This is a genomic window from Chitinophaga costaii (assembly GCF_900094705.1).
In the GTDB taxonomy this organism is placed as follows: Bacteria; Bacteroidota; Bacteroidia; order Chitinophagales; family Chitinophagaceae; genus Chitinophaga; species Chitinophaga costaii.
Genome location: NZ_FMAR01000009.1, coordinates 144,463 through 163,612, shown reverse-complemented (window position 1 = coordinate 163,612; position 19,150 = coordinate 144,463). Strand labels below are relative to the sequence as shown.

General features: G+C 47.8%; 12 protein-coding genes. 4 read left to right on the top strand and 8 right to left on the bottom strand.

Going from position 1 to position 19,150, the window contains the following annotated elements; translation table 11 throughout:
- Positions 1-66: 66 nt before the first annotated feature.
- Positions 67-771 carry an esterase family protein gene (locus tag GA0116948_RS13685; protein WP_089713188.1) on the bottom strand — a complete coding sequence of 235 codons (705 nt, stop codon included), beginning with the start codon at positions 769-771 and terminating at the stop codon, positions 67-69.
- Positions 772-921: 150 nt separating this feature from the next.
- Between GA0116948_RS13685 and GA0116948_RS13680 the strand changes: the two genes are divergently transcribed.
- Positions 922-1,680 (top strand): alpha/beta hydrolase, encoded by a 759-nt coding sequence (locus tag GA0116948_RS13680; RefSeq protein WP_165798477.1) that lies wholly within the window; start codon positions 922-924, stop codon positions 1,678-1,680.
- 114 nt (positions 1,681-1,794) lie between these two features.
- Here GA0116948_RS13680 and GA0116948_RS13675 read toward each other — a convergent pair whose 3' ends face one another.
- Complete coding sequence (locus GA0116948_RS13675; RefSeq protein WP_165798476.1) at positions 1,795-5,025, bottom strand: TonB-dependent receptor; 3,231 nt, start codon at positions 5,023-5,025, stop codon at positions 1,795-1,797.
- Between the two features lie 353 nt (positions 5,026-5,378).
- On the opposite strand from GA0116948_RS13675, the gene GA0116948_RS13670 reads away from it, so the two are divergent.
- Positions 5,379-6,602 carry a bifunctional 3,4-dihydroxy-2-butanone-4-phosphate synthase/GTP cyclohydrolase II gene (locus tag GA0116948_RS13670; RefSeq protein ID WP_317041919.1) on the top strand — a complete coding sequence of 408 codons (1,224 nt, stop codon included), beginning with the start codon at positions 5,379-5,381 and terminating at the stop codon, positions 6,600-6,602.
- A 75-nt stretch (positions 6,603-6,677) separates the two neighbouring features.
- Here GA0116948_RS13670 and GA0116948_RS13665 read toward each other — a convergent pair whose 3' ends face one another.
- From GA0116948_RS13665 to GA0116948_RS13650, 4 genes are all read right to left on the bottom strand, one after another.
- Positions 6,678-11,420 (bottom strand): translocation/assembly module TamB domain-containing protein, encoded by a 4,743-nt coding sequence (locus GA0116948_RS13665; protein WP_089713180.1) that lies wholly within the window; start codon positions 11,418-11,420, stop codon positions 6,678-6,680.
- Between the two features lie 158 nt (positions 11,421-11,578).
- Complete coding sequence (locus tag GA0116948_RS13660; RefSeq protein ID WP_089713178.1) at positions 11,579-12,436, bottom strand: TraB/GumN family protein; 858 nt, start codon at positions 12,434-12,436, stop codon at positions 11,579-11,581.
- Between the two features lie 7 nt (positions 12,437-12,443).
- A complete protein-coding gene (locus GA0116948_RS13655) occupies positions 12,444-12,866 on the bottom strand; it encodes a hypothetical protein (RefSeq protein ID WP_089713176.1) in 423 nt (140 codons plus the stop codon).
- A gap of 32 nt (positions 12,867-12,898) precedes the next feature.
- Positions 12,899-13,444 (bottom strand): DUF1572 family protein, encoded by a 546-nt coding sequence (locus GA0116948_RS13650; RefSeq protein WP_089713174.1) that lies wholly within the window; start codon positions 13,442-13,444, stop codon positions 12,899-12,901.
- 589 nt (positions 13,445-14,033) lie between these two features.
- On the opposite strand from GA0116948_RS13650, the gene GA0116948_RS13640 reads away from it, so the two are divergent.
- Entirely contained in the window at positions 14,034-14,669 is a 636-nt protein-coding gene (locus GA0116948_RS13640) for a DUF5977 domain-containing protein (RefSeq protein ID WP_089713170.1), read from the top strand.
- 62 nt (positions 14,670-14,731) lie between these two features.
- Positions 14,732-17,239: a M14 family metallopeptidase gene (locus tag GA0116948_RS13635; RefSeq protein WP_089713168.1), complete on the top strand. Its 2,508-nt coding sequence runs from the start codon at positions 14,732-14,734 to the stop codon at positions 17,237-17,239.
- Between the two features lie 101 nt (positions 17,240-17,340).
- Here the strand turns inward: GA0116948_RS13635 and GA0116948_RS13630 are convergent, their stop codons facing one another.
- Both GA0116948_RS13630 and GA0116948_RS13625 read right to left on the bottom strand, forming a co-directional pair.
- A complete protein-coding gene (locus tag GA0116948_RS13630) occupies positions 17,341-17,943 on the bottom strand; it encodes a redoxin family protein (protein WP_089713166.1) in 603 nt (200 codons plus the stop codon).
- Between the two features lie 157 nt (positions 17,944-18,100).
- Positions 18,101-19,063, bottom strand: a complete 963-nt coding sequence (locus GA0116948_RS13625; protein WP_089713165.1) for a YihY/virulence factor BrkB family protein — start codon at positions 19,061-19,063, stop codon at positions 18,101-18,103.
- Between the last annotated feature and the right edge of the window lie 87 nt (positions 19,064-19,150).

Genomic DNA, 19,150 nt, shown 5'->3' with positions numbered 1-19,150 from the left:
TTGTTTACAAAGGCAGGGGAATAGCAATAGGCACCTAAAGTGGGTAGTTATAATCCCATTTAAGCATCACATGAGCGATAAATAATGGGGCAACTGCACCTTCCACAAGGGCCAGTCATGACGGGCTTGTGGCCGTATGTCCAGCCAGTGCTGAATATGTTTGGCCGACAGAATGCGTGAAAAGTTTTCGTTATCCTGCAGGCAGATGTCGTACTCACCAGTACCCAGTATAATGCCCATTTCCCACAGCGCCGGATCATTATTATTGGGTACAAAATCCACGGGGTTATTGTAAAACACGTTATCATCGTAGTAGCCGTCCATGCGGAAGCGGATGTCGAATACCCCGCTCAGGCTAAAGAGGTAAGACACCGCAGCTGGATAACGAAAAGCAAAGTTGGCCGCATGGTAGCCCCCAAAACTGCAACCTGCCACAGCAATGCGTTCGTAGCTGGTTTCCTGGCGGATGCGGGGCAGTAATTCTTCGTACAGCATAGCGTTATAACGGGTATGGTTATACGCTCTTTCTACAGGCGCTATTTGTTTGTTATACCAGCTCCATGCGTCTACACTATCCGGGCAATATACTTTTACCAGGCCGTTGTCGATAAACCAGGCAATGGCATCTATGAGTCCCTGGTCTTTGCTTTCATAATATTTCCCCATGGAAGTGGGGAAGAGGATTAACGGGTAGCCGCGATCGCCGTACACCAGCATGTCTATTTGCCGGTTCAGCGAGGGAGCATACCATTGGACATAATTTTCGATCACCGGCGTGTGTTTTTATAAATATACGCAGAAATGGGCGCGTTGTCAACAGGTAATTGCTGCCTTTATGTATGTAGAAAAAGGGCCGGATTTCCAGCAATGGTGATAGGTATACGGGGCTGGGCTGGGGCTTTTTTTTGTAAATTGCGCTCTATGAAAATAATGTCCGCGCGCCATACGCTCCATACTGGCCGCTTGCAGCGCGAGGTTGTCATAGATTGTTATTATGCTGCCGATACTACCGGCCCGGTGCAGTTACTTTTGCTCAATGATGGCCAGCATGCCACAACGCTGGACCTAGCGGCGAAGCTGGCCAAACAAATTGCAGGAAAACCTATACTGATAGCTGCCATTCATGCCGGTCCACAACGTTTACAAGAATACGGAACGGCCCGGCTGGTGAACGAGCGGGGACAGGGACTCAAGGCCACCGCCTATACCCGTTTTGTGATCCGGGAGCTGCTGCCTTTCCTGGAGCAGCAATATGCCGCCATGCAGTTTACCCAAAAAGCCTTCGGAGGTTTTTCCCTGGGAGGGCTTTCTGCGCTGGATATTGTATGGCAGCATCCCAGCGTTTTCCAGATTGCCGGCGTATTCTCCGGCGCGCTGTGGTGGCGCAGCCGGGCATTGGATGCGGGCTACAACGAAGCTACAGACCGTATTATGCATAAGCTAGTGTCGGGAAAAGGCTTCCAACCCGGTCTTCGCTTTTTTTTCGCATGCGGTACGGAAGAAGAAACCGCCGACCGGAATCACAATGGCATTATCGATGTGATCGATGATACCCAGGATATGGTTCGCATCCTCACGGGGTTGGGATATAAAGATGTGCGCTACCTGGAGATAGCTGGCGGCCGCCATGACGAGGCCACCTGGGGCCAGGGGTTGGATGCCTTCCTGGACTGGTTGTAAAAAATGCTATCATCGAAACGGGCAAGCCATGAGAGGCTTGCCCGTTTTAATAAAATACGCACAAAAAAACCGGGCCTTGCGACCCGGTTTTTTAATTAAAATGGTTTCCAATTATTAGAAGGAATACCGCAACCCAATCTGCATGTTGTAGCGGGAGTTAAAGTTAGAATAAGTCCACGGTTTGTTGGTGTACTTGTTCAAACCATACTGCGGGTTAAAGGTAAATAACGGATGGTTAGGATCTGTCCACAACTGACCGGTTTTGTTCGTAGCCACATTCAGCGGAGTGAACTCCTGGTTGCTAGCGTAGTAAGAATGGCCCCAATCTTTGTTCAGGAGTGCGCTGATATTAAACACATCGAGTGAGAGGCTGATGGTGTGGGTCTTGGCAATCCTGAACTCTTCCACCACCTTAAAGTCGAAGTGGTTTTCCCAAGGCAGGCGGGCGCCATTACGTTCGGTATTTTTACCCACATGGTCTTTCAGGTAGGAGGAGGCGTTTACATATTTCATCCAGGCATCATACTGCTGCTGTGCAGTCAGCGAATTACCACTGCCTATATTGTAAGAAGGCACAAAAGAATTGACGCTGCTAGGTACAAACAGCAGGTCGGAGCCAGCGGAAGCAGCTACAGATACTGAATTGGCAGTGCGGGTAGAACCATCGTCGCCGTTCAGATCTCCATACAGTACCCAGGATACCACCTGGCCAGAAATACCAGTGTATACCAGGCTAAGGTTGGTAGAAAACTTACCATATGTGAATTTCTTGCTCACAAAAGCCAGTACACGGGAACCCATATCGTAGTTGCTGTGCTCAAGATCCAGGTTGTTATTACCGTTTACGTTGTAAGCGTAGCGGTAGTTAGAAAAAGCTTGGGAAGATGTACCATCGTTCAGGGAATAACCGTGGCCAAAGCTGTAAGACGCACGGCCGTACCAGCCATGGCTAAAGCTTTTTTGCAGCACTGCACTCAAGTTATAGCTGTAGCCTTTGGTAGTATTGCCTAACAGCACTACGTTGCCAAAAGTGGGATCTACTTTGGCACCATAGAAAGGACGGGTCAGCCCTTCGGTAGTAACGGTACCGGAAGAAGGCGCCAGGTTGATATCTTTATACAGGATGTCCTGGATGGTTTTGGTAAAGATACCTTCGATGGTACCTACGAAACCATAAGGCAGTTTCTGGTCGATTGCCAGGTTGGCCCGGAAAGTACGGGGGTATTTAAAATTATGAGCCGTAACGTCTATTTCAGTGGCAGGTGGCACCGTGCCAGCAGCGGGTTTGGGCTGGTAAGGATGGGTAGGATCAAAAATGATCTGGGCATTTTGTGCAGCACTTTGGTTATAGTTAATGCTGCTGGATGCATACCCTGTCTGAGAATATTGGTTGGATATCCATACCAGCGGCACGCGGCCCGTGAAGATACCTACACCGCCCCGAAGTTGGGTAGTACCTTTGCCAGTTACATCCCAGTTAAAACCGATGCGCGGCGACAACAGTATGGTGGTTTTAGGTACTTTATTGGTGGCTACGTTATAAGAGGAAGCCAAAGTAGAACTGTTGAAGTACGGGTTGTCATCCGGTTTGTTGAAGAACACCGGTAGATCTGCCCGCAGACCGTAGGTTATCTTCAGGTTTTCGGAAATGCCAAATGCATCTTGCGCATACAGGCCAAACTGTGCCATGTGAACTTTTGCGATGGCCAGGTCGCCGTCGCCTTTATTAGAGTACTTGGTAACATAACTGTTTACACTACCAATGGCATTTGTTTCAAAATCCGCGATGGAATTATAAGTATAGCTGCCCAATACACCGGGCAGGAAGGTATTTTTGGTATTGTAAAACTGATTATCCGTACCGATGGTGATATTGTGCTTACCGGCATAGATGGTAAAGTTGTCGGTAACGGTGAAGTTATCCTGGCTCAAGGCATTGGCCTGGGAGTTGGTTTCTGTACCTAAATTATAGGTGGCACCGCCGTCGGAAATTTTAACCGAAGGGAAGGGAGAGCCTGGCGTAGCGCGGCTATCGCGGGTAGCGTTGTAAGTGAGGCGGGCTACGTTGGCAAATTTGCTGGAAATGGTGGAGTTCAGTTCCACCACGGTAGAGTTGTTGGTACTTTTAAACTTATAGCCATTGTTATAATAGCTCATGCTGCTGGTACCATCGCTGATCACGTTGCTCCAGCCTTTCAGGAAAGCATGACGTACAGTGAGTTTGTTTTTTTCGTTGATGTTCCAGTCTACACGGGCAAATATGGCATTAGACTGGCGCTCGGTGTTGATACCATTGTAAGCGCCGGGATCGTATCCGTACGTTTTCTTGACGAAATCGCTCAGGGCCTCAATCTTGCTTACGTCCATCGTGTTGGTAGCGGAAGCGCCGGGCTGGTTGTCGATGGGAGCGGAGCGTCTTTCGCCTTCTATGTTAATGAAGTAGAACAGTTTGTTTTTGATGATGGCACCGCCTACGCGTGCACCTACGGTCCAGTCGTGGAAGTCGCCATATTTGGAGCGGGTATCGGGGCTTTTACCTACGAAAGACTGGTTCTGGTTAAAGCCATATACGGAACCGTGTGTTTCATTGGAGCCAGAACGGGTTACGGCATTGATACCTCCCCCGGTGAAACCGCTCATGGTAACGTCGTAAGGCGAAAGTACTACCTGTACCTGCTCGATGGCGTCCAGGGGAATAGGGTTCAGACCAGCCTGACCACCATTGGTGCCGCTGCTGGCCAAACCAAATACGTCTGTCGCATTTGCACCGTCCACAGAGAACTGGTTGTATTTATTACTTTGGTTAGCGAAAGAAAGACCTGCGGTGGTACCATCTGCGTTAGAGCGAACCTGTGCCTGGGGGGTAAGACGGGCAAAATCGTTCACATTACGGGTGATGGTAGGCAGGGTTTGCAACTGCTGCTGGGAAACGTAGGTAGAAGTACCTTGCCTTTCCGGGCTGATCGCCGCATTTTTCTGGTAAACAATTTCTACTTCATTGAGGGATTTTGAATTGTCTTCCAATACAACATTGAGTTTGCCTGGTTCTCCCAATTGCAGGGAAATGTTGTCGTAAGAACGGCTCACATAACCGATATAGGTAATGTCGATTTTGTAAGGGCCGCCCACTTTCATGTTGGCAATGTTAAAACGGCCATCGTTTTGGGTAATGGTTCCGTACACTGTACCAGAGGGAACATGTACTGCCTTTACCGTAGCGCCGATGAGGGACTGGCCCTTGTTGTCTTTTACGGTACCAGTGAGACTACTTGTGGTGGCTTGGGCATAAACGGCGATGGTGGCAAAGGCCAACGCCAAGGTGAACAAAAGTTTCCTTATTCTCATAAGTGCTACATGATTTGATGACGCGGCAAAGATGCTAAAAACCTTTGTCATAATTTTAACAGGATATTAACAAATAGTTAAGACATCCTTAAAAATTTTACAGTTTAAGTAAGAATTATAGGTTTATTAAAGCTTGTATTAGAAAATTAAATAAAAAATGAAGAGGAAAGGTTAAAATTTGAGTTTTTCAAATTAAAAAATATTATATAGCAAAAAATTTATATTTGATTAAATGCCCTCGTTGGTCAAAATGTGTGATTTTAATGGGGGCAAAGGTGAACTATCCGGGAGGGTAGTGACTCATTTTTAACCGTTTGAATGTAGTAACTTTGACATTCAAACATTAAGTTTTAGTGGAGGAATGTTATATGCTGGATTCAATTGCATTGGCCATAGAAGATATAAAACAGGGCAAACTGGTAATCGTTGTAGATGATGAAGACCGGGAAAATGAAGGCGATTTTATTACCGCCGCCCGGAATGTAACACCAGAAGTTATTAATTTCATGAGCCGCCATGGTCGCGGCCTTATCTGCGCCCCGCTTTCTGAAGAGCGTTGCGAGGAGCTGAACTTACAACCCATGGTGGTGGATAATACGGCGTTGCACCAAACGCCTTTCACCGTATCGGTAGATTTGTTGGGGCACGGGTGTACCACCGGTATTTCGGCCTCCGACCGTGCCAAAACGGTACAGGCACTTATAAACCCTGATACCAAACCCGAAGAACTGGGCAAACCAGGCCACATCTTCCCGCTCAAAGCGCAAAAAGGTGGCGTAATACGGCGTTCCGGTCATACAGAAGCTACGGTAGACCTGGCCCGCCTGGCCGGTTTTGAGCCTGCCGGCGTGCTGGTGGAGATTATGAATGAAGATGGTTCCATGGCCCGCCTGCCGGAACTGATAGAAATCGCTAAAAAATTTGACCTGAAGCTAATTTCAATAAAAGATCTTATTGCTTATCGCTTGCAACAGGAAAGCCTGATCGAAGAGGAAGTGAATGTACATATGCCCACCAAATACGGCGACTTTGAATTGTATGCCTTTAAACAAAAGGACAGTGGCGAAATCCACATGGCCCTTAAAAAAGGTGACTGGAAAGAAGGCGACCCTGTGCTGGTGCGTGTACACTCGTCCTGCTTCACCGGAGACATCCTGCATTCTATGCGTTGCGACTGCGGAGAACAATTGCAGGCCGCTATGCAGATGGTGGAAAAAGAAGGGCAGGGACTTATTTTATATATGAACCAGGAAGGTCGTGGTATTGGACTCATGAATAAATTGAAAGCCTACAAGCTTCAGGAACAGGGCCGTGACACGGTGGAGGCCAACCTGGAACTGGGTTTTAAAAACGATGAGCGCGATTACGGTGTGGGCGCTCAGATATTGCGTAAGATGAAAGTGACTAAAATTCGCCTCATGACCAATAATCCGCGCAAACGGGTAGGCTTGAGTGGTTATGGCCTGGAAATCGTGGAGAATGTGCCCATTGAAATCCATCCGAATGTACACAATGCATTTTACCTGCAAACCAAGCGCGATAAGCTGGGACACGAAATTTTAAAAGGCACACTGTAAGCGTGTTTGCGATAATTTATCCGCAAGGCCGTTCCGAAAGGAGCGGCCTTTTTTAATGTTTGCGGAGCAAGGATGTTAGTTTTTCTTAGCACCACCACTGGTATCGATGATGTGGCGCGATTGCTCCTGCTTTACGCGCAGGGAATCTTGCTGGTGAAGCTGGCGGCGGTTGTAAAACAGCTCACGGAAACGATTGTACTCACGGATATAGGACAGGCCCAAACCGGCCTTGGTACGGTTGGCCAGGTAGTACACATCGTAATCACTTTTACTGAAGGCATTCACGCGGATGCGCCCATCGGCGGTAAGCAGGTATTCTAAGCGGAAGTCGCCGGCAAAGCGGTTGGAACTAGCTGTAGTAGCGGTTTTACCCCAATCATAGTCCCCACCCACGTAGATGCGGAAGCGGTTATTAAACAGGTTGCTGCTAATGCCTGCGCTTACCTGGTTACGGTCGTTGTTGCTATTGTCTACATTGGTAACATTATAAGCCCGGTAGTTCAGGTTAATGCCAATGCCATTGCTTTTGGTGAGGTTGCCAGTAATATTATTCAGGATAGCGGAGGCCTGTGCAGAGAGGGCCTGGCCCACGCTGTTCTTGCCGGTTACGCCTACGTTTACGGCAGAGGCCACTCCGGTGCCTGATTCTTCAGGGATGAACTGGTTGGCCAGTAGCAGGCCATACATTTGCAGCAGGGCTTTATTCTGGTCGCGGTTTATTTCGGCCAGTTTAGCGGCCACGCCGCTTTCGTAGGATACGCTGCCTACATCGGGCAGTTCAATTTTGTAATCGATATTAGGTTGCAGCAGCTCCCCGCGCAGGGTGAGGATGATGTCTACTTTTTCGGTACGCGTGGCCAGCTTGTCGGTGGCGGCAGTGCCAGGGGCCGACAGGTTATAGAGGCTCACTTTGGGCAGGGAGTAGCGGGCCGTAATATTCATACGGGCCGCATCAGGATCTCCGTTCCAGATGAGGGTACTATTTTTCTCAATATCAAACTTCCAACTGGTGAGGCGCTGGAAGGTAAAGTTGTAAGATCCGTTGTTAATGAGGTAATTGCCATATATGCTGAAATCACCATCCAGCGAGGCGTTGATGTTTAACTGGCCAGTGCCGTTGGCTGATATTACATCGCCGGTGCTGGCGTCCAGGATCACATCTACCTGTGCATCAGGATTGGCGGCGATCTCCAGTTTCACGTTCAGCTTTACGTTGTCTTTTTTCTTTTCCACTTTTACATCGTGGCCATATTGTTTGAAGGTAATGAAGTCGTATTTACCAATATCCTTACTCTCCGACATGGGCAGGTAAATATGGGTGCCGCTTTGGGGCCGTTCCACTACCCTTAATAACAAGTTGTTCATAGGGCCGGAAAAATATACTTTGCCACTGGCGGTAACGTCGCCATAGTACAGGTCATTATCGGCGGAGGTGGTATTGAGGAGAACAAATTTATTGGTACTGATGTCGAAATCGAAATTCAGTTTAGCAAAATGATCATGGGAAATGTATCCATTGCCCTGAGCAGTATTGTTGTTCTTATCCACCAAGGTGAATTTACCAAACTCGATCAGGTTATCGTCCATGTTAATACTCAGGTGGGGGATATGATAATACGTACCCAGGTAGGGTACTTTAACACCAATACTATCTACCGTAAGCTGTCCGGTAACGGAGGGCTGCGCGGTGGTGCCGCCCACTTTTAATTGACCATTGGCAATACCGGAAATGTTGGTTACATAATCGCTGATATAATGTTCCAGTAACCCTATGGAGGTGCCATCCAGGTCTATAGTGCCTTCCAATTTGTTATGAGCGCTGGAGAGGCCTGCGCTGCCATGTATGGCAAAACTGCGCAGCGGGTTGTCGGAGTGCAGGTCCACCGAAAGGTCCTGGTTATCGTGGCGGTAGTTGGCCTCCAGCACCAGTTTGCCAATAGAGTCATTGTCTACCCGGAATTGCTGGGCAGATATATTTGCCTGTGCATCCAGGTTGGCCGAAAGTTCACTGATATTGATATCGCCAGATACAATACCTTCTATGCGGGTATTCAGTGCCTCTACTGGAACGGCGTCGCCCAGGTTCAGGTTGTCCAAGCGTATATTCACGTGGGTGTCTTCCGGATTGTTTTCATTGGTAGCAATTACAATACTTTGATCATTGCGGGAAATACGCAGGTTTTTGATCGTAAGGAAATGTTTAGTCCAATAAATTTCATTGCCGGGTGTAATGTTCCACTGGCGGTCGTTGAAGGTGAAGTTGCTATTCAGGAAATTTATATGCGCCCCACCCTGCACGGTGATCACCTTGGCATAAAAGCCGTCCATGCTACTGCTGTCGGTGGCATTGAGGTCTATTTTTAAATAAGAGGTATCCTTGTGAGAACTGGCCAGGATAAGGGGGTGCTGGAACAATACATTGTTTTTATTTAACACCGTACCGATGCTGGTGCTGATGTTAATATGATCCAGGTTTCCGGTACTGCGCAAATGCAGGTCGGTGATGCCGTAATTGTCGTAACTGGCGCTTGGTATTTCTACGTCCAGTTTTACATCGCCCCCCTGCTGTTCGGTATTCAATGCTCCTGAAATAGTAGCGCCATTGAAGCCATGGGTGTGGGTATCGAAGGCGCGGATCAGTTTTTCCACCTGGCCAAATTCGAATGCAAAACGAAAGTCCTGGTGGATATCATTAATGTCGGGGGCCAGAAAATAGTTGGGGTAATATTTATACAGCAGCATCTGGAACGTTTGCGGTAGCTGGCGCAGGCTATAGTTGCCTTGGATGAAGCCATTCACTTCGTTGCCTTGAAGGCGCAGTGTCTTTATATTATTGCTGTCGCGGGAGGTGCGTATGGAGAGCGAGTCAAACTCTACGCGGCTTTTGTTTTTAAAGAGCGACACATCGTACACGCGTGCGGTGCCTTCGAAATCGTCGATATTGCCCCCGGCAAAATCCAGGGCCACCTGGGCCTGTAGGGAAATGGAGTCTTGGGTAAAATGCAGGGCTTTGAGATCGCTTTTGCGGATGTCGGAGTTAAATTTAAAGGAGGGCTTTTCTCCATTAAAGTCTATGGTGCCGGCAAAGTCCATGTCCAAATTTGGATCATTTACCGTTACCGATCCATTGAAAAACTTTCTGCTTAGGTCTCCCTTGGTGGTGATATTACTATAGGTATACCCGTAGAGGGTTATACGCTGTATATCGGCCTCCACCGAAGATTTCAAGGTAGAGAAATTAAAGCCGTTGCCATTTACTTTGGCGTTCATAGACACGGCATCCAGGTTAGGGATGTCCAGCAGCGCGCCTATATTAAAATTGTCCGTAGTAATATTCCCGGAGTACACGGGCACAGCGCTGGCGGTTTTGAAGTTAATATCTGAATTAAAATTGCCCAGGTTGGTATTAAATTTCCCATAGGCCACAAAGTCGTAAAAGAAACCTGTGAAACTGCCTGCGAAGGTAAGGTTACTGATGCGGTCCAGGCGCACATTGTCTACGTTATTGAGGTCAGGCGCATATTGTTTGATGTCGTTGCCATTGGTAGTCAGTGCGGAGATCTGTGCATCGATAAAGGTTTCGCTGGTATTGGGCAAGCCGCGTAGCTGTACATTGGCTTTCAGGTGGGTAGGGCCCGATTCCAGGTCCAGGTTTTTGCCGGAAAGGTTAGACACGGAACCTTTTACCTCACCATTTACTTTAAAATCCTTTTTCCAGGAGCCCAGCGCCGGTGCAAAATAAGCGATATCGTCGGAGGCAATATGGGCATCGCGAAAGTTGGCCTTCATCATGATAGAATCTACATAATAGCTCATATCATCCAGGCTGTTGTACTGCATGGTGTAGTAATCGCGGATGCGGCTACGGTTCGTTTGCAGGTCCAGGTGTTTAAACTCCATTTCTACGGGCGACATTTTCCAACGGCAGGTGAGTTTCTTCACAATGAAGCCGCTGCGTTCTTTGGTATCCAGGCGCATATCGGCCAGGATGCTGTCTTTCACCACTTCTCCATTGGTAAGGGAGAGGTTTATGCTGTTAAAGCGGATATGATTGGGTGCAAAGTAATCATGAAGTATGGCGGACGAATCTTCGAGGTCGTCCAGGCCAAAAAGTCCATCTTTTATTTGGAGGGATTTAAATACCACCGACCAATCGGTTTCATTCCAGCGCAGGGTGGGATGGGCCGGTTTTATAGTAGTATCGTTGAGTACCTGCTGCGGAGGCAGTGCATCGCGGTGGCGCAGGGGAGAGGAGGGATAATCGGTAATGATGAAGTTAAATTTATCCAACAGCACCTGCTGCAAGTCCAGGTGATGTTTGGCCAGGTCCAGGTTGCGGGCATCTGCATAAATGCGGGCAGCGGAGATCACCCAGTTTTCCCCGGTCCATTCATCGATTTGATGAATACGGATATTGCGCAGGTTCAGTTGCTTGAAATCGAGATCCACCCCTCCGCTGGTACTGGTGTCGGGATGGGGATTGGCAAAGGCGTCCAATAGGAATGCATAGTTCCACTGGTTGCTTTTAGGGGAGCGGTGCAGGTTGATATAACCATCGTCTATACCTACATACTTGATCACCGGTCGCTTCTGGAAAAAAAACCAATCGGTAATGCGTACGTTCAGCGAGCCGGCGTAGAGCAAGGTATCTTTATTGCGGTCTTCCAGCAACACGCCTTCCAGTTTCATGCGGTTGAACAGGGAAATATCCACATTTTTTACTTCCACCCGGGTTTTGAGTTGGGAAGAAAGGCGGTCTGTGGCTTCTTTTATGAGAAAGTTCTGTACAAAGGGAAGATTGATAAGAATAGCCACCATTACCAGTAAGGCTACGAAACTTAGCAGAACAATCCTCGATATTTTACGAAATTTTCTCAGTGATGATGGGTTTAGTTGGCAAAGATCAGTTTTCAGGGAGCAAATCCCAAATGAAATCCTGTGTCTTGAGGTTAAACGGTGGCGGGGCCGGGTATATTTTAGAATACGGGTGTTAAAGTATAGCCATCATTGCGTAGCAGTGCCAGCAGGCCATGGGGGGTAAGGAGGTGGTAGGCACCACAGGCAATGAATACGGGTTGTGCATGCATAGCCTTTTCTATCACGGGCATCCAGTGTTGGTTGCGCTTGATGGTGAGTAATTGCAATGCTGCGGCATCGGCCTTATTTTCCTGAGCAATGGCCATCATCGAGTCCAGCCGTTGGGCAAGGTAGGCGGTGCGCAGGCGTGCAAAGTTTGCACGGGCTTTGGCGGGATCGCGCACCACTTCCAGTATACCGCTGAGTTGCACACTGTCCGGAACCTCATCTATGGTACTCATTTCTTCGGCCACTGTTTCCAGGCCCAGTACTGGATGGCCTTTGGGCTTTACATAATTCATGAGCGCCATTTCAAGACTTCCCTGGGTTTTGCAGGGCAGCAGGTGCATGGTGAGTACCGCGGTAGGCGTAAAAAGCTTAAATTTTTCATAAGCGTCGAGGCTGGTGTGTAAGCTGTCTTTAAAATAGGCGGCGGTGAGCGCGAAATCTCCGGGGGTGAATAATTTTTTCAGGGAATATCCCTCGCCGCCCAGCAGGTGTTGCTGCATTTCCCCTACCATGGCGGGGTCGTCCATTTTCAGTTCCAGGTAAAGGGCCTGGGTGCTATCCAGGGCATGCATTACGGCGGGAGATAAGTTAAGGTCTTCCTGGCATAACACGTGCATGGTGCCAAACAGATAAGAAGGTTGGGAGAGACCATGACCGCTTATTTTCCAGAGCAGGGCGTTGTTTTCTTGTTGTTGGGAGAATGCAGGTAGGGTAAAGAGCAGGAAGGCAATCAGGTTATATTTTATCATGGGGTTATCAGTGGTCTGATTTTTTTGTTAATAAAATAAACTGGAAATCTTCTGATTGCACTTTCATATCAAAATGATCGGCGTCCAGTCGGGTGATGGTCACGAGGTGTTCCGATTTGCGAGAGCCATTGCTGGCAGTGATAGAAATTACCTTATCTCCGCTAAGCAGCGTATAGCGGCCAGAATCGGGTTTGTTATTGATGGTGGCAATAAATAAATGATTATCCAGAAACTGGTAATAGGCGTTGCTATAGTAGCCGCTTTTAAATTCCTTGGCTTGGTTTACCTGGGTAATATTGTAAGCGTCTTCCGGTGGCACCTGCACATCGTACACCCTCCATTTTTTGTGTTGCAGCATTTCATCGGTATGGTTGCAGGCGGTAAGCAATAGCGTGGCGCAAGTGGCCAGCAGGAGCCGGTATGGATTCATGCTACGGATAAATTTTAATAGCTGTAAATATATCAATTATTTTTTTGCGCCATCTTATCATTAAAAGCCTGAGACTGGCCTTCTCCTTTGGGGATAGACAGGCTTTGCCACTTCTCACCGGTTAGCATCTTACCGAGGTACACGATCTGGCCTACGTGATACGGGTAGTGGGAGAGCTGGCGGTTTAGGGCATCTATTACAGTGTGGGGTTCCTGGCGGATGTATATGATTTTTTCAAAGTCTTCGGGCTGCAGGTGGTCGATGGCTTGGAAAAGGCAGTCCCAGCCTTTGTTCCAATATTCCAACATACTGGCTTTACTTACCGTGGTATCGGGCTTAAATTCTTCATCGCGGTTGCGAAAAGGTTTTTCGCCGTCGGTAGTGAGAAAATCGGTGAAGCGCGACAGCATATTGCCCGCCATATGCCGGACGATAATGAAAATACTATTGGGATCGCCCGCTGGCTGCCAGTGGATATGAATTTCATCCAGTTGCGCAAAGGTATGCTCACCAAGGTTTTTGTAAATAAGCAAGCGTTTTTTTAGACTGTCTTTATACAGCGAGGCAAGTGTAGACATGGGTGGAATTTTAATGAAAAGCTTTCCTTAATAATAGGTATTAAAGTTACTGCCCAAAAGTATTTCCTAAAAGTGATTTTTATCACGCTTTATTGCTGGCAGACAAAATGTTGGTACCAGCAGAGGCTATGAGCACTGCGGGCATTATACCGGAAGCGACGGTTCAAGAATCTTCCAATTTAGCACAACCGCGTACTATGGCAGATGACCGTCAGTTTTATGTAACTTACTGGATCTACCCACTGTCGCACTGTTACGATGCTGTTCCGAAAAGCGAAATGGTTTTTAGATTGTTGCAGGTACATAAGAAAGTGGGAGATAAGGATCATCCTATGGAAGCTAGTACTATAAACCCCTCTAGTAATAACAAATGTAAGCGCTTTGCAAATCCAGTAGGGGGAAACGTAGGTATAGAAACCACAACTCCAACGTATAACTTACATGTTAAATGGTACATTAGGAGTAGTTGCAGCAGCAGTTTTGAGCAGTACCCTGAGGGTTTCAGGGAATGTTACTACTGGTGGAACATTAACACTAGGATCTATCCCAGCTTTAGCGTAACATAGGAATCGGGAATGCGGCCCCAACGATGAAATTAGACGTAACTGGTTCCATTCAGGCCACCTCCCTGGCACAAATCACTGCCCCTAATCAAACGGTTCCTCACGCAGCAATCTATGCCAACGTGGCCAATGGCCGATTCGCTGCAAAAGCAGGCGTAACGATCCCCAATGATACAAAATGTGTGACCACAACCGAAGTGAAAACCTTGGTTTGGCTACAGGAAAGTTATTTGCCCGCCACCGATAACCAGTTACCCATGTGGCAACAATTGGTACCTTATTTTACGAATACTATACAGATCAAATCTTTTCGGAAAACCTGCAGCAGCGGCTACACGGGTAACTTTGTATTAGATACTATTGTAGCCGGTATTTATGTTGATTCAACACAAGCACTCGCCGATAGTATAGCTTACGAGGCCCTGCTGGCGGATGGCCCTGTTAATGCCAATAATAAAGGCACTTGCACGATGAGCTGTTCGGAGGAAGGTTACAAAATGATTGATGAGATATGTACCTTGGGTACGAAGATCTGGACGGGTCGGCAGAGGATAAGCAACTTATGGTATTGTACCTATTATTATAGTTGGCCGGATGGCACCCAAAGTGCTACGTACACCACATCAGGAGCTATTTCGCCTTGTCCACCGCCCATGGAATAGCCGCAACCTGCACATCGAAGAATTACATTCCTTATCTTCACCCTAAACAACCAACAACTTTAATGCGCAGGCTCTTCTTCATTGCCTGTCTCTTGGCGGCCCTTGGCGCCCGGGGGCAGGCCTCCACGCTCCAATCGCCGCAACAATTTCTCGGCTACACGCTGGGTACCCAATATACGCCGTATTACAAAGTAGAGGCCTACTTCCGTTATATGGCTGCCAATGCGCCCAATGTACATCTTCAGCAATATGGTACCACCTACGAAAACAGGCCCCTGCTGCTAGCCATCGTATCTTCGCCGGATAACATGCAGCACCTGGATGACATCCGTCGTCAAAATCTGGCTGTGGCCAATGCACAAGGCAGCTTCAGCGAAAACGCACCCGTGATCGTGTGGCTTAGTTATAACGTACATGGTAACGAGGCCTCCTCCACGGAAGCTTCCATGCAAACTTTATATGAGCTGGTAAATCCCCGCAACGCCCGCACCAAACAATGGCTGCAAAACACCGTGGTGCTTATAGATCCCTGCCTGAACCCGGATGGGAGGGAGCGTTATGTAAACTTTTACAATCCGCTTCGCCGCAAACAGCCTGATCCCCTCCGCACTACCCGCGAACACCAGGAACCTTGGCCTGGTGGACGACCCAATCATTATTACTTCGATCTGAACCGTGATTGGGCCTGGCAGTCTCAGAAAGAGTCACAGCAGCGCCTTGCCGTTTATAATGAATGGATGCCTGCAGTGCATGTAGACTTTCATGAGCAATCCGTAGAAGGCCCTTATTATTTTGCCCCTGCTGCAGAACCCATGCATGAAGTGATTACGCCCTGGCAACGCAGCTTCCAGGTAACCATCGGGAAGAACAATGCGAAATATTTTGATGAACAGGGGTGGTTGTACTATACCAAAGAACGGTACGATCTTTTTTATCCCAGTTACGGCGATACCTATCCGCTGTACAACGGTGCCATTGGCATGACCTACGAACAGGCGGGGGGCAGCTTTTCCGGCCTGGCCGTGCTGCAACGGGATGGCGATACCCTGACCCTCACAGACCGGGTGGCACATCACTTCACCACCGGGATGTCTACCATCGAAGTAGCATCACAACAGGCAAAACAGGTGAATGATGCCTTCCATACATTTTTTGAAGAGGCCAGTCAGCACCCCAAAAGTGAATACAAAGCGTATGTGGTAAAGGCCGATGGCAATCCAGAAAAATTGCATAACCTGGCTGCCATGTTACAGGCCAATCATATTCTGGTAGGATATGGAGCCACCACCAGCACCGCCACTGGCTACAATTATTTCACCGGCAAAACAGCCGCTTTCAATATTGCCAAAGAAGATCTCGTGATCAGCGCCTTCCAGCCCCGTTCCACGATGCTGCAAGTATTATTCGAACCCAATTCCCACCTCACCGATTCTGTGACCTACGATATTACTGCCTGGGCTATGCCTTTTGCATATGGGCTTACGGCTTATGCATTAAAAACGCCACTCAAATCCGCCGCAGGGACTATTCCCGCCCGCAAATATCAGCACCTCGCTGCCAGTCATCCATACGCTTACCTGGCCAAATGGAACAGTATAAAAGACGTAAAATTCCTGGCAGGCCTGCTGCAAAAACATATTAAAGTAAGATATGCTGAAACGCCCTTCAGTGCGGGCGGTAAAACATATTCCGCAGGAACGCTCATTATTACCCGCAACGGCAATGCTGTTCCCGCTTTCGACACCAGCGTAACCTCCCTGGCAGAACAAATGCAGCTAGACCTCGACACTACCACCACCGGTTTCGTAGACAAAGGTTCCGATTTTGGCTCCAGCAAGAATCATTACATTAAGCCACCCCGGGTGGTCATGCTTTCTGGCAGCGATGCTTCTTCGCTCCGGGTGGGAGAGGTATGGCATTATTTTGAGCAGCAGATCGATTACCCCATTTCCATTGTGAATGAAGAAGACCTGGGCGACCTGGATTGGGAGGAAATGGATGTACTCATTCTGCCTGGTGGCAACTATCCTATGCTGGCAGGCAAAGCAGTAAGCGAGCGGCTACGCAACTGGGTAAGCGCCGGTGGCCGACTGATAGCCATAGGTAGCGCAGCCGCAGATCTTAGCGAATCCGGCGATTGGGGATTCCATCTCAAACACGAACCAGAACCGCTCCACCCAGATCCTTACCAGGCATTGAAACCGTATGCCAACCGGGAAAGGGAGGAAATTAAACAAAGTATTCCCGGCGCCATCTACCGGGTTTACCTGGATAATACCCATCCATTGGCCTTTGGCTATGGCAACGATTATTACACCCTAAAACTCACCGATGTTCTTTTTGATTTTACAAACAACGGCTGGAACGTAGGTTATCTTAAAAAAGATAGTTATCAAACTGGTTTCGTTGGCGTAAATACCAAAACGCACTTGCAAGACGGCCTGGTTATGGGCGTAAAAGACATCGGCAACGGCTCACTCATCGTCCTTGCAGACGATCCCATTTTTCGTGGTTTCTGGGAAAACGGTAAGCTTCTCTTAGCCAACGCCATATTTCTCGTAGGCCAGTAATCCTAAAAATTATAGCTAGCCGCACCAGTTCATTTATTAATATGTTGGCCGGCCCCCACCAAGAAGCCGGCCCTATTTATGACTATATTAAATGCCATCCATTACATTCGCTTTATACTGCATCCTACATCTTCCCCTTGATGATCTGTCACGGTTTTGCCAGTGGATATAGCTTCCAGTGCATGTTGTAAATAATGCACCTTCACCTGAGCGGCATTGCCCGGATTATCGTCAATCCCTCCCTTATACACGAGTTTGCTTTCTCTGTCGAAAAGATAACAATCCGGCGTATGATCCGCACCAAAAGCATCGGCCAGGTGTGAGTTTTGGTCTACAGCGTAGTACCAGGAAAAACCCTGTTCCCGGGCATAAATTTTCATATACTCTAGCGATTCATTGGATTGACGTTCCGCCTCATTAGAATTTAATAATACCACGCCTATCTGGTGGGCCTGGGCGAAACGACACACGGCATTGGTGCGGGCCTGGTTACGTAATACATAAGGGCAGATGTTGCTGGTAAACATCACCAGCAGGCCGTTTGCGCCCATGGCTTTATGAAGGGTGAGTTCCTGACCGGAGATTTCGCACAGTGGCTCATCTGCGTTGGGAAGAATAGCGCCCGTTTGCAACGCTTCTGTCCCGCGCCGGAAATCCAGGAAGATTGCTGAACCTAACAGCAAACCGACGGCAAGTGTTTTCATAGTAATAGGTTTTATAAAGGGTAACAATTACTATTGTAAAAATATGCTATTTGAATAATATATTAAAAAACTAAATATATTTTGTGAATATTAAATATTAAAATAACAGATTAATTAATTGATGGTGAAGGTATTATGAAAAATAATCCAAGAGGGTTTATACTTGAGGCAAGGACTGCCCTTTTGCTTTAGCGGAGTTTCGCATTTCCTTTAGTACCCGGATAGCCGCATTCAATTCAAAGCCAACTAGTAGCACAAAAGAGTTTAGGAATATATACAGCATTAGGATCATAATGGTCCCAACAGACCCGTAGATTTTATTGTAATTGTTGAAATGGTTCACATACCAGGAGAACCCAACGGTTACCAATATCATAAATACTGTAGCGAGCACCGCGCCTGGTGTCAGGTAGCGCCAGCGCTTTTCTACGGAAGGCCCGAAATGGTACAATATGGCGATAATGGAAAAGAACAGCAATACAATTATGCTCCAGCGCGCCACATTGAGCGTGGCCCTTACCTTCAGGTTGCTAATGCCCAGGTATTCCATTACATATCGTAATAAGGCGCCCTGCATGACCAATAACGCCAGAACAATGATAAACAGTAGCACCAAAAAGCAGGTAAGCCGCAACGCCATGAGCCGATTTTGATACCATTTGCGCTGCGTAAAACCTGGAAGATCTTTGGAAAAAGAGATAATAATGCCCATCACGGCATTAGATGAATAAAAGAATCCCACTATAAAGGAGATTGATAGCAACCCGTTATGATGGGTATACATGAAATCATGGATCACACCCTGCACAATTTTGAACGTGTTATAGTTGGGTGTAATATCCGCCGCGAGTTCGTACAGCGATTTTTCCAGGTTATGCATGGGTACAAAGGGTACCAAAGTAAAAAGGAAGATACTGAAGGGGGGGATAGACATCAGAAAGTTAAACGAAATGGCCGCCGCCCGACTGTTCAGGCTGCGGTTGCGCGTTTGGGTGCCGAAAAATTGCAGTGTTTCATACAGGGAGCTACCCTCGAAACCACGCAGGTAAAGACCCTGCGCAGTGCGCTTCATCCACCGCACCGGGCGGGCACTGCGTATGAGGTAACCAAGTTTAGTCATATTATTGCGAACGGGCGCGCTCTATCCGTTTAAAGCAACAAATGTAATAAATAATTGATTATCCAATCGTTAAGCTAAATTATTGCG

Coding starts and splice junctions, on each gene's coding strand:
- GA0116948_RS13625 (WP_089713165.1), bottom strand. CDS start 19,063: ATGACTAAACTTGGTTACCTCATACGCAGTGCCCGCCCGGTGCGGTGG.
- GA0116948_RS13675 (WP_165798476.1), bottom strand. CDS start 5,025: ATGAGAATAAGGAAACTTTTGTTCACCTTGGCGTTGGCCTTTGCCACC.
- GA0116948_RS13680 (WP_165798477.1), top strand. CDS start 922: ATGAAAATAATGTCCGCGCGCCATACGCTCCATACTGGCCGCTTGCAG.
- GA0116948_RS13665 (WP_089713180.1), bottom strand. CDS start 11,420: ATGGTGGCTATTCTTATCAATCTTCCCTTTGTACAGAACTTTCTCATA.
- GA0116948_RS13640 (WP_089713170.1), top strand. CDS start 14,034: ATGAAATTAGACGTAACTGGTTCCATTCAGGCCACCTCCCTGGCACAA.
- GA0116948_RS13635 (WP_089713168.1), top strand. CDS start 14,732: ATGCGCAGGCTCTTCTTCATTGCCTGTCTCTTGGCGGCCCTTGGCGCC.
- GA0116948_RS13660 (WP_089713178.1), bottom strand. CDS start 12,436: ATGATAAAATATAACCTGATTGCCTTCCTGCTCTTTACCCTACCTGCA.
- GA0116948_RS13650 (WP_089713174.1), bottom strand. CDS start 13,444: ATGTCTACACTTGCCTCGCTGTATAAAGACAGTCTAAAAAAACGCTTG.
- GA0116948_RS13630 (WP_089713166.1), bottom strand. CDS start 17,943: ATGAAAACACTTGCCGTCGGTTTGCTGTTAGGTTCAGCAATCTTCCTG.
- GA0116948_RS13655 (WP_089713176.1), bottom strand. CDS start 12,866: ATGAATCCATACCGGCTCCTGCTGGCCACTTGCGCCACGCTATTGCTT.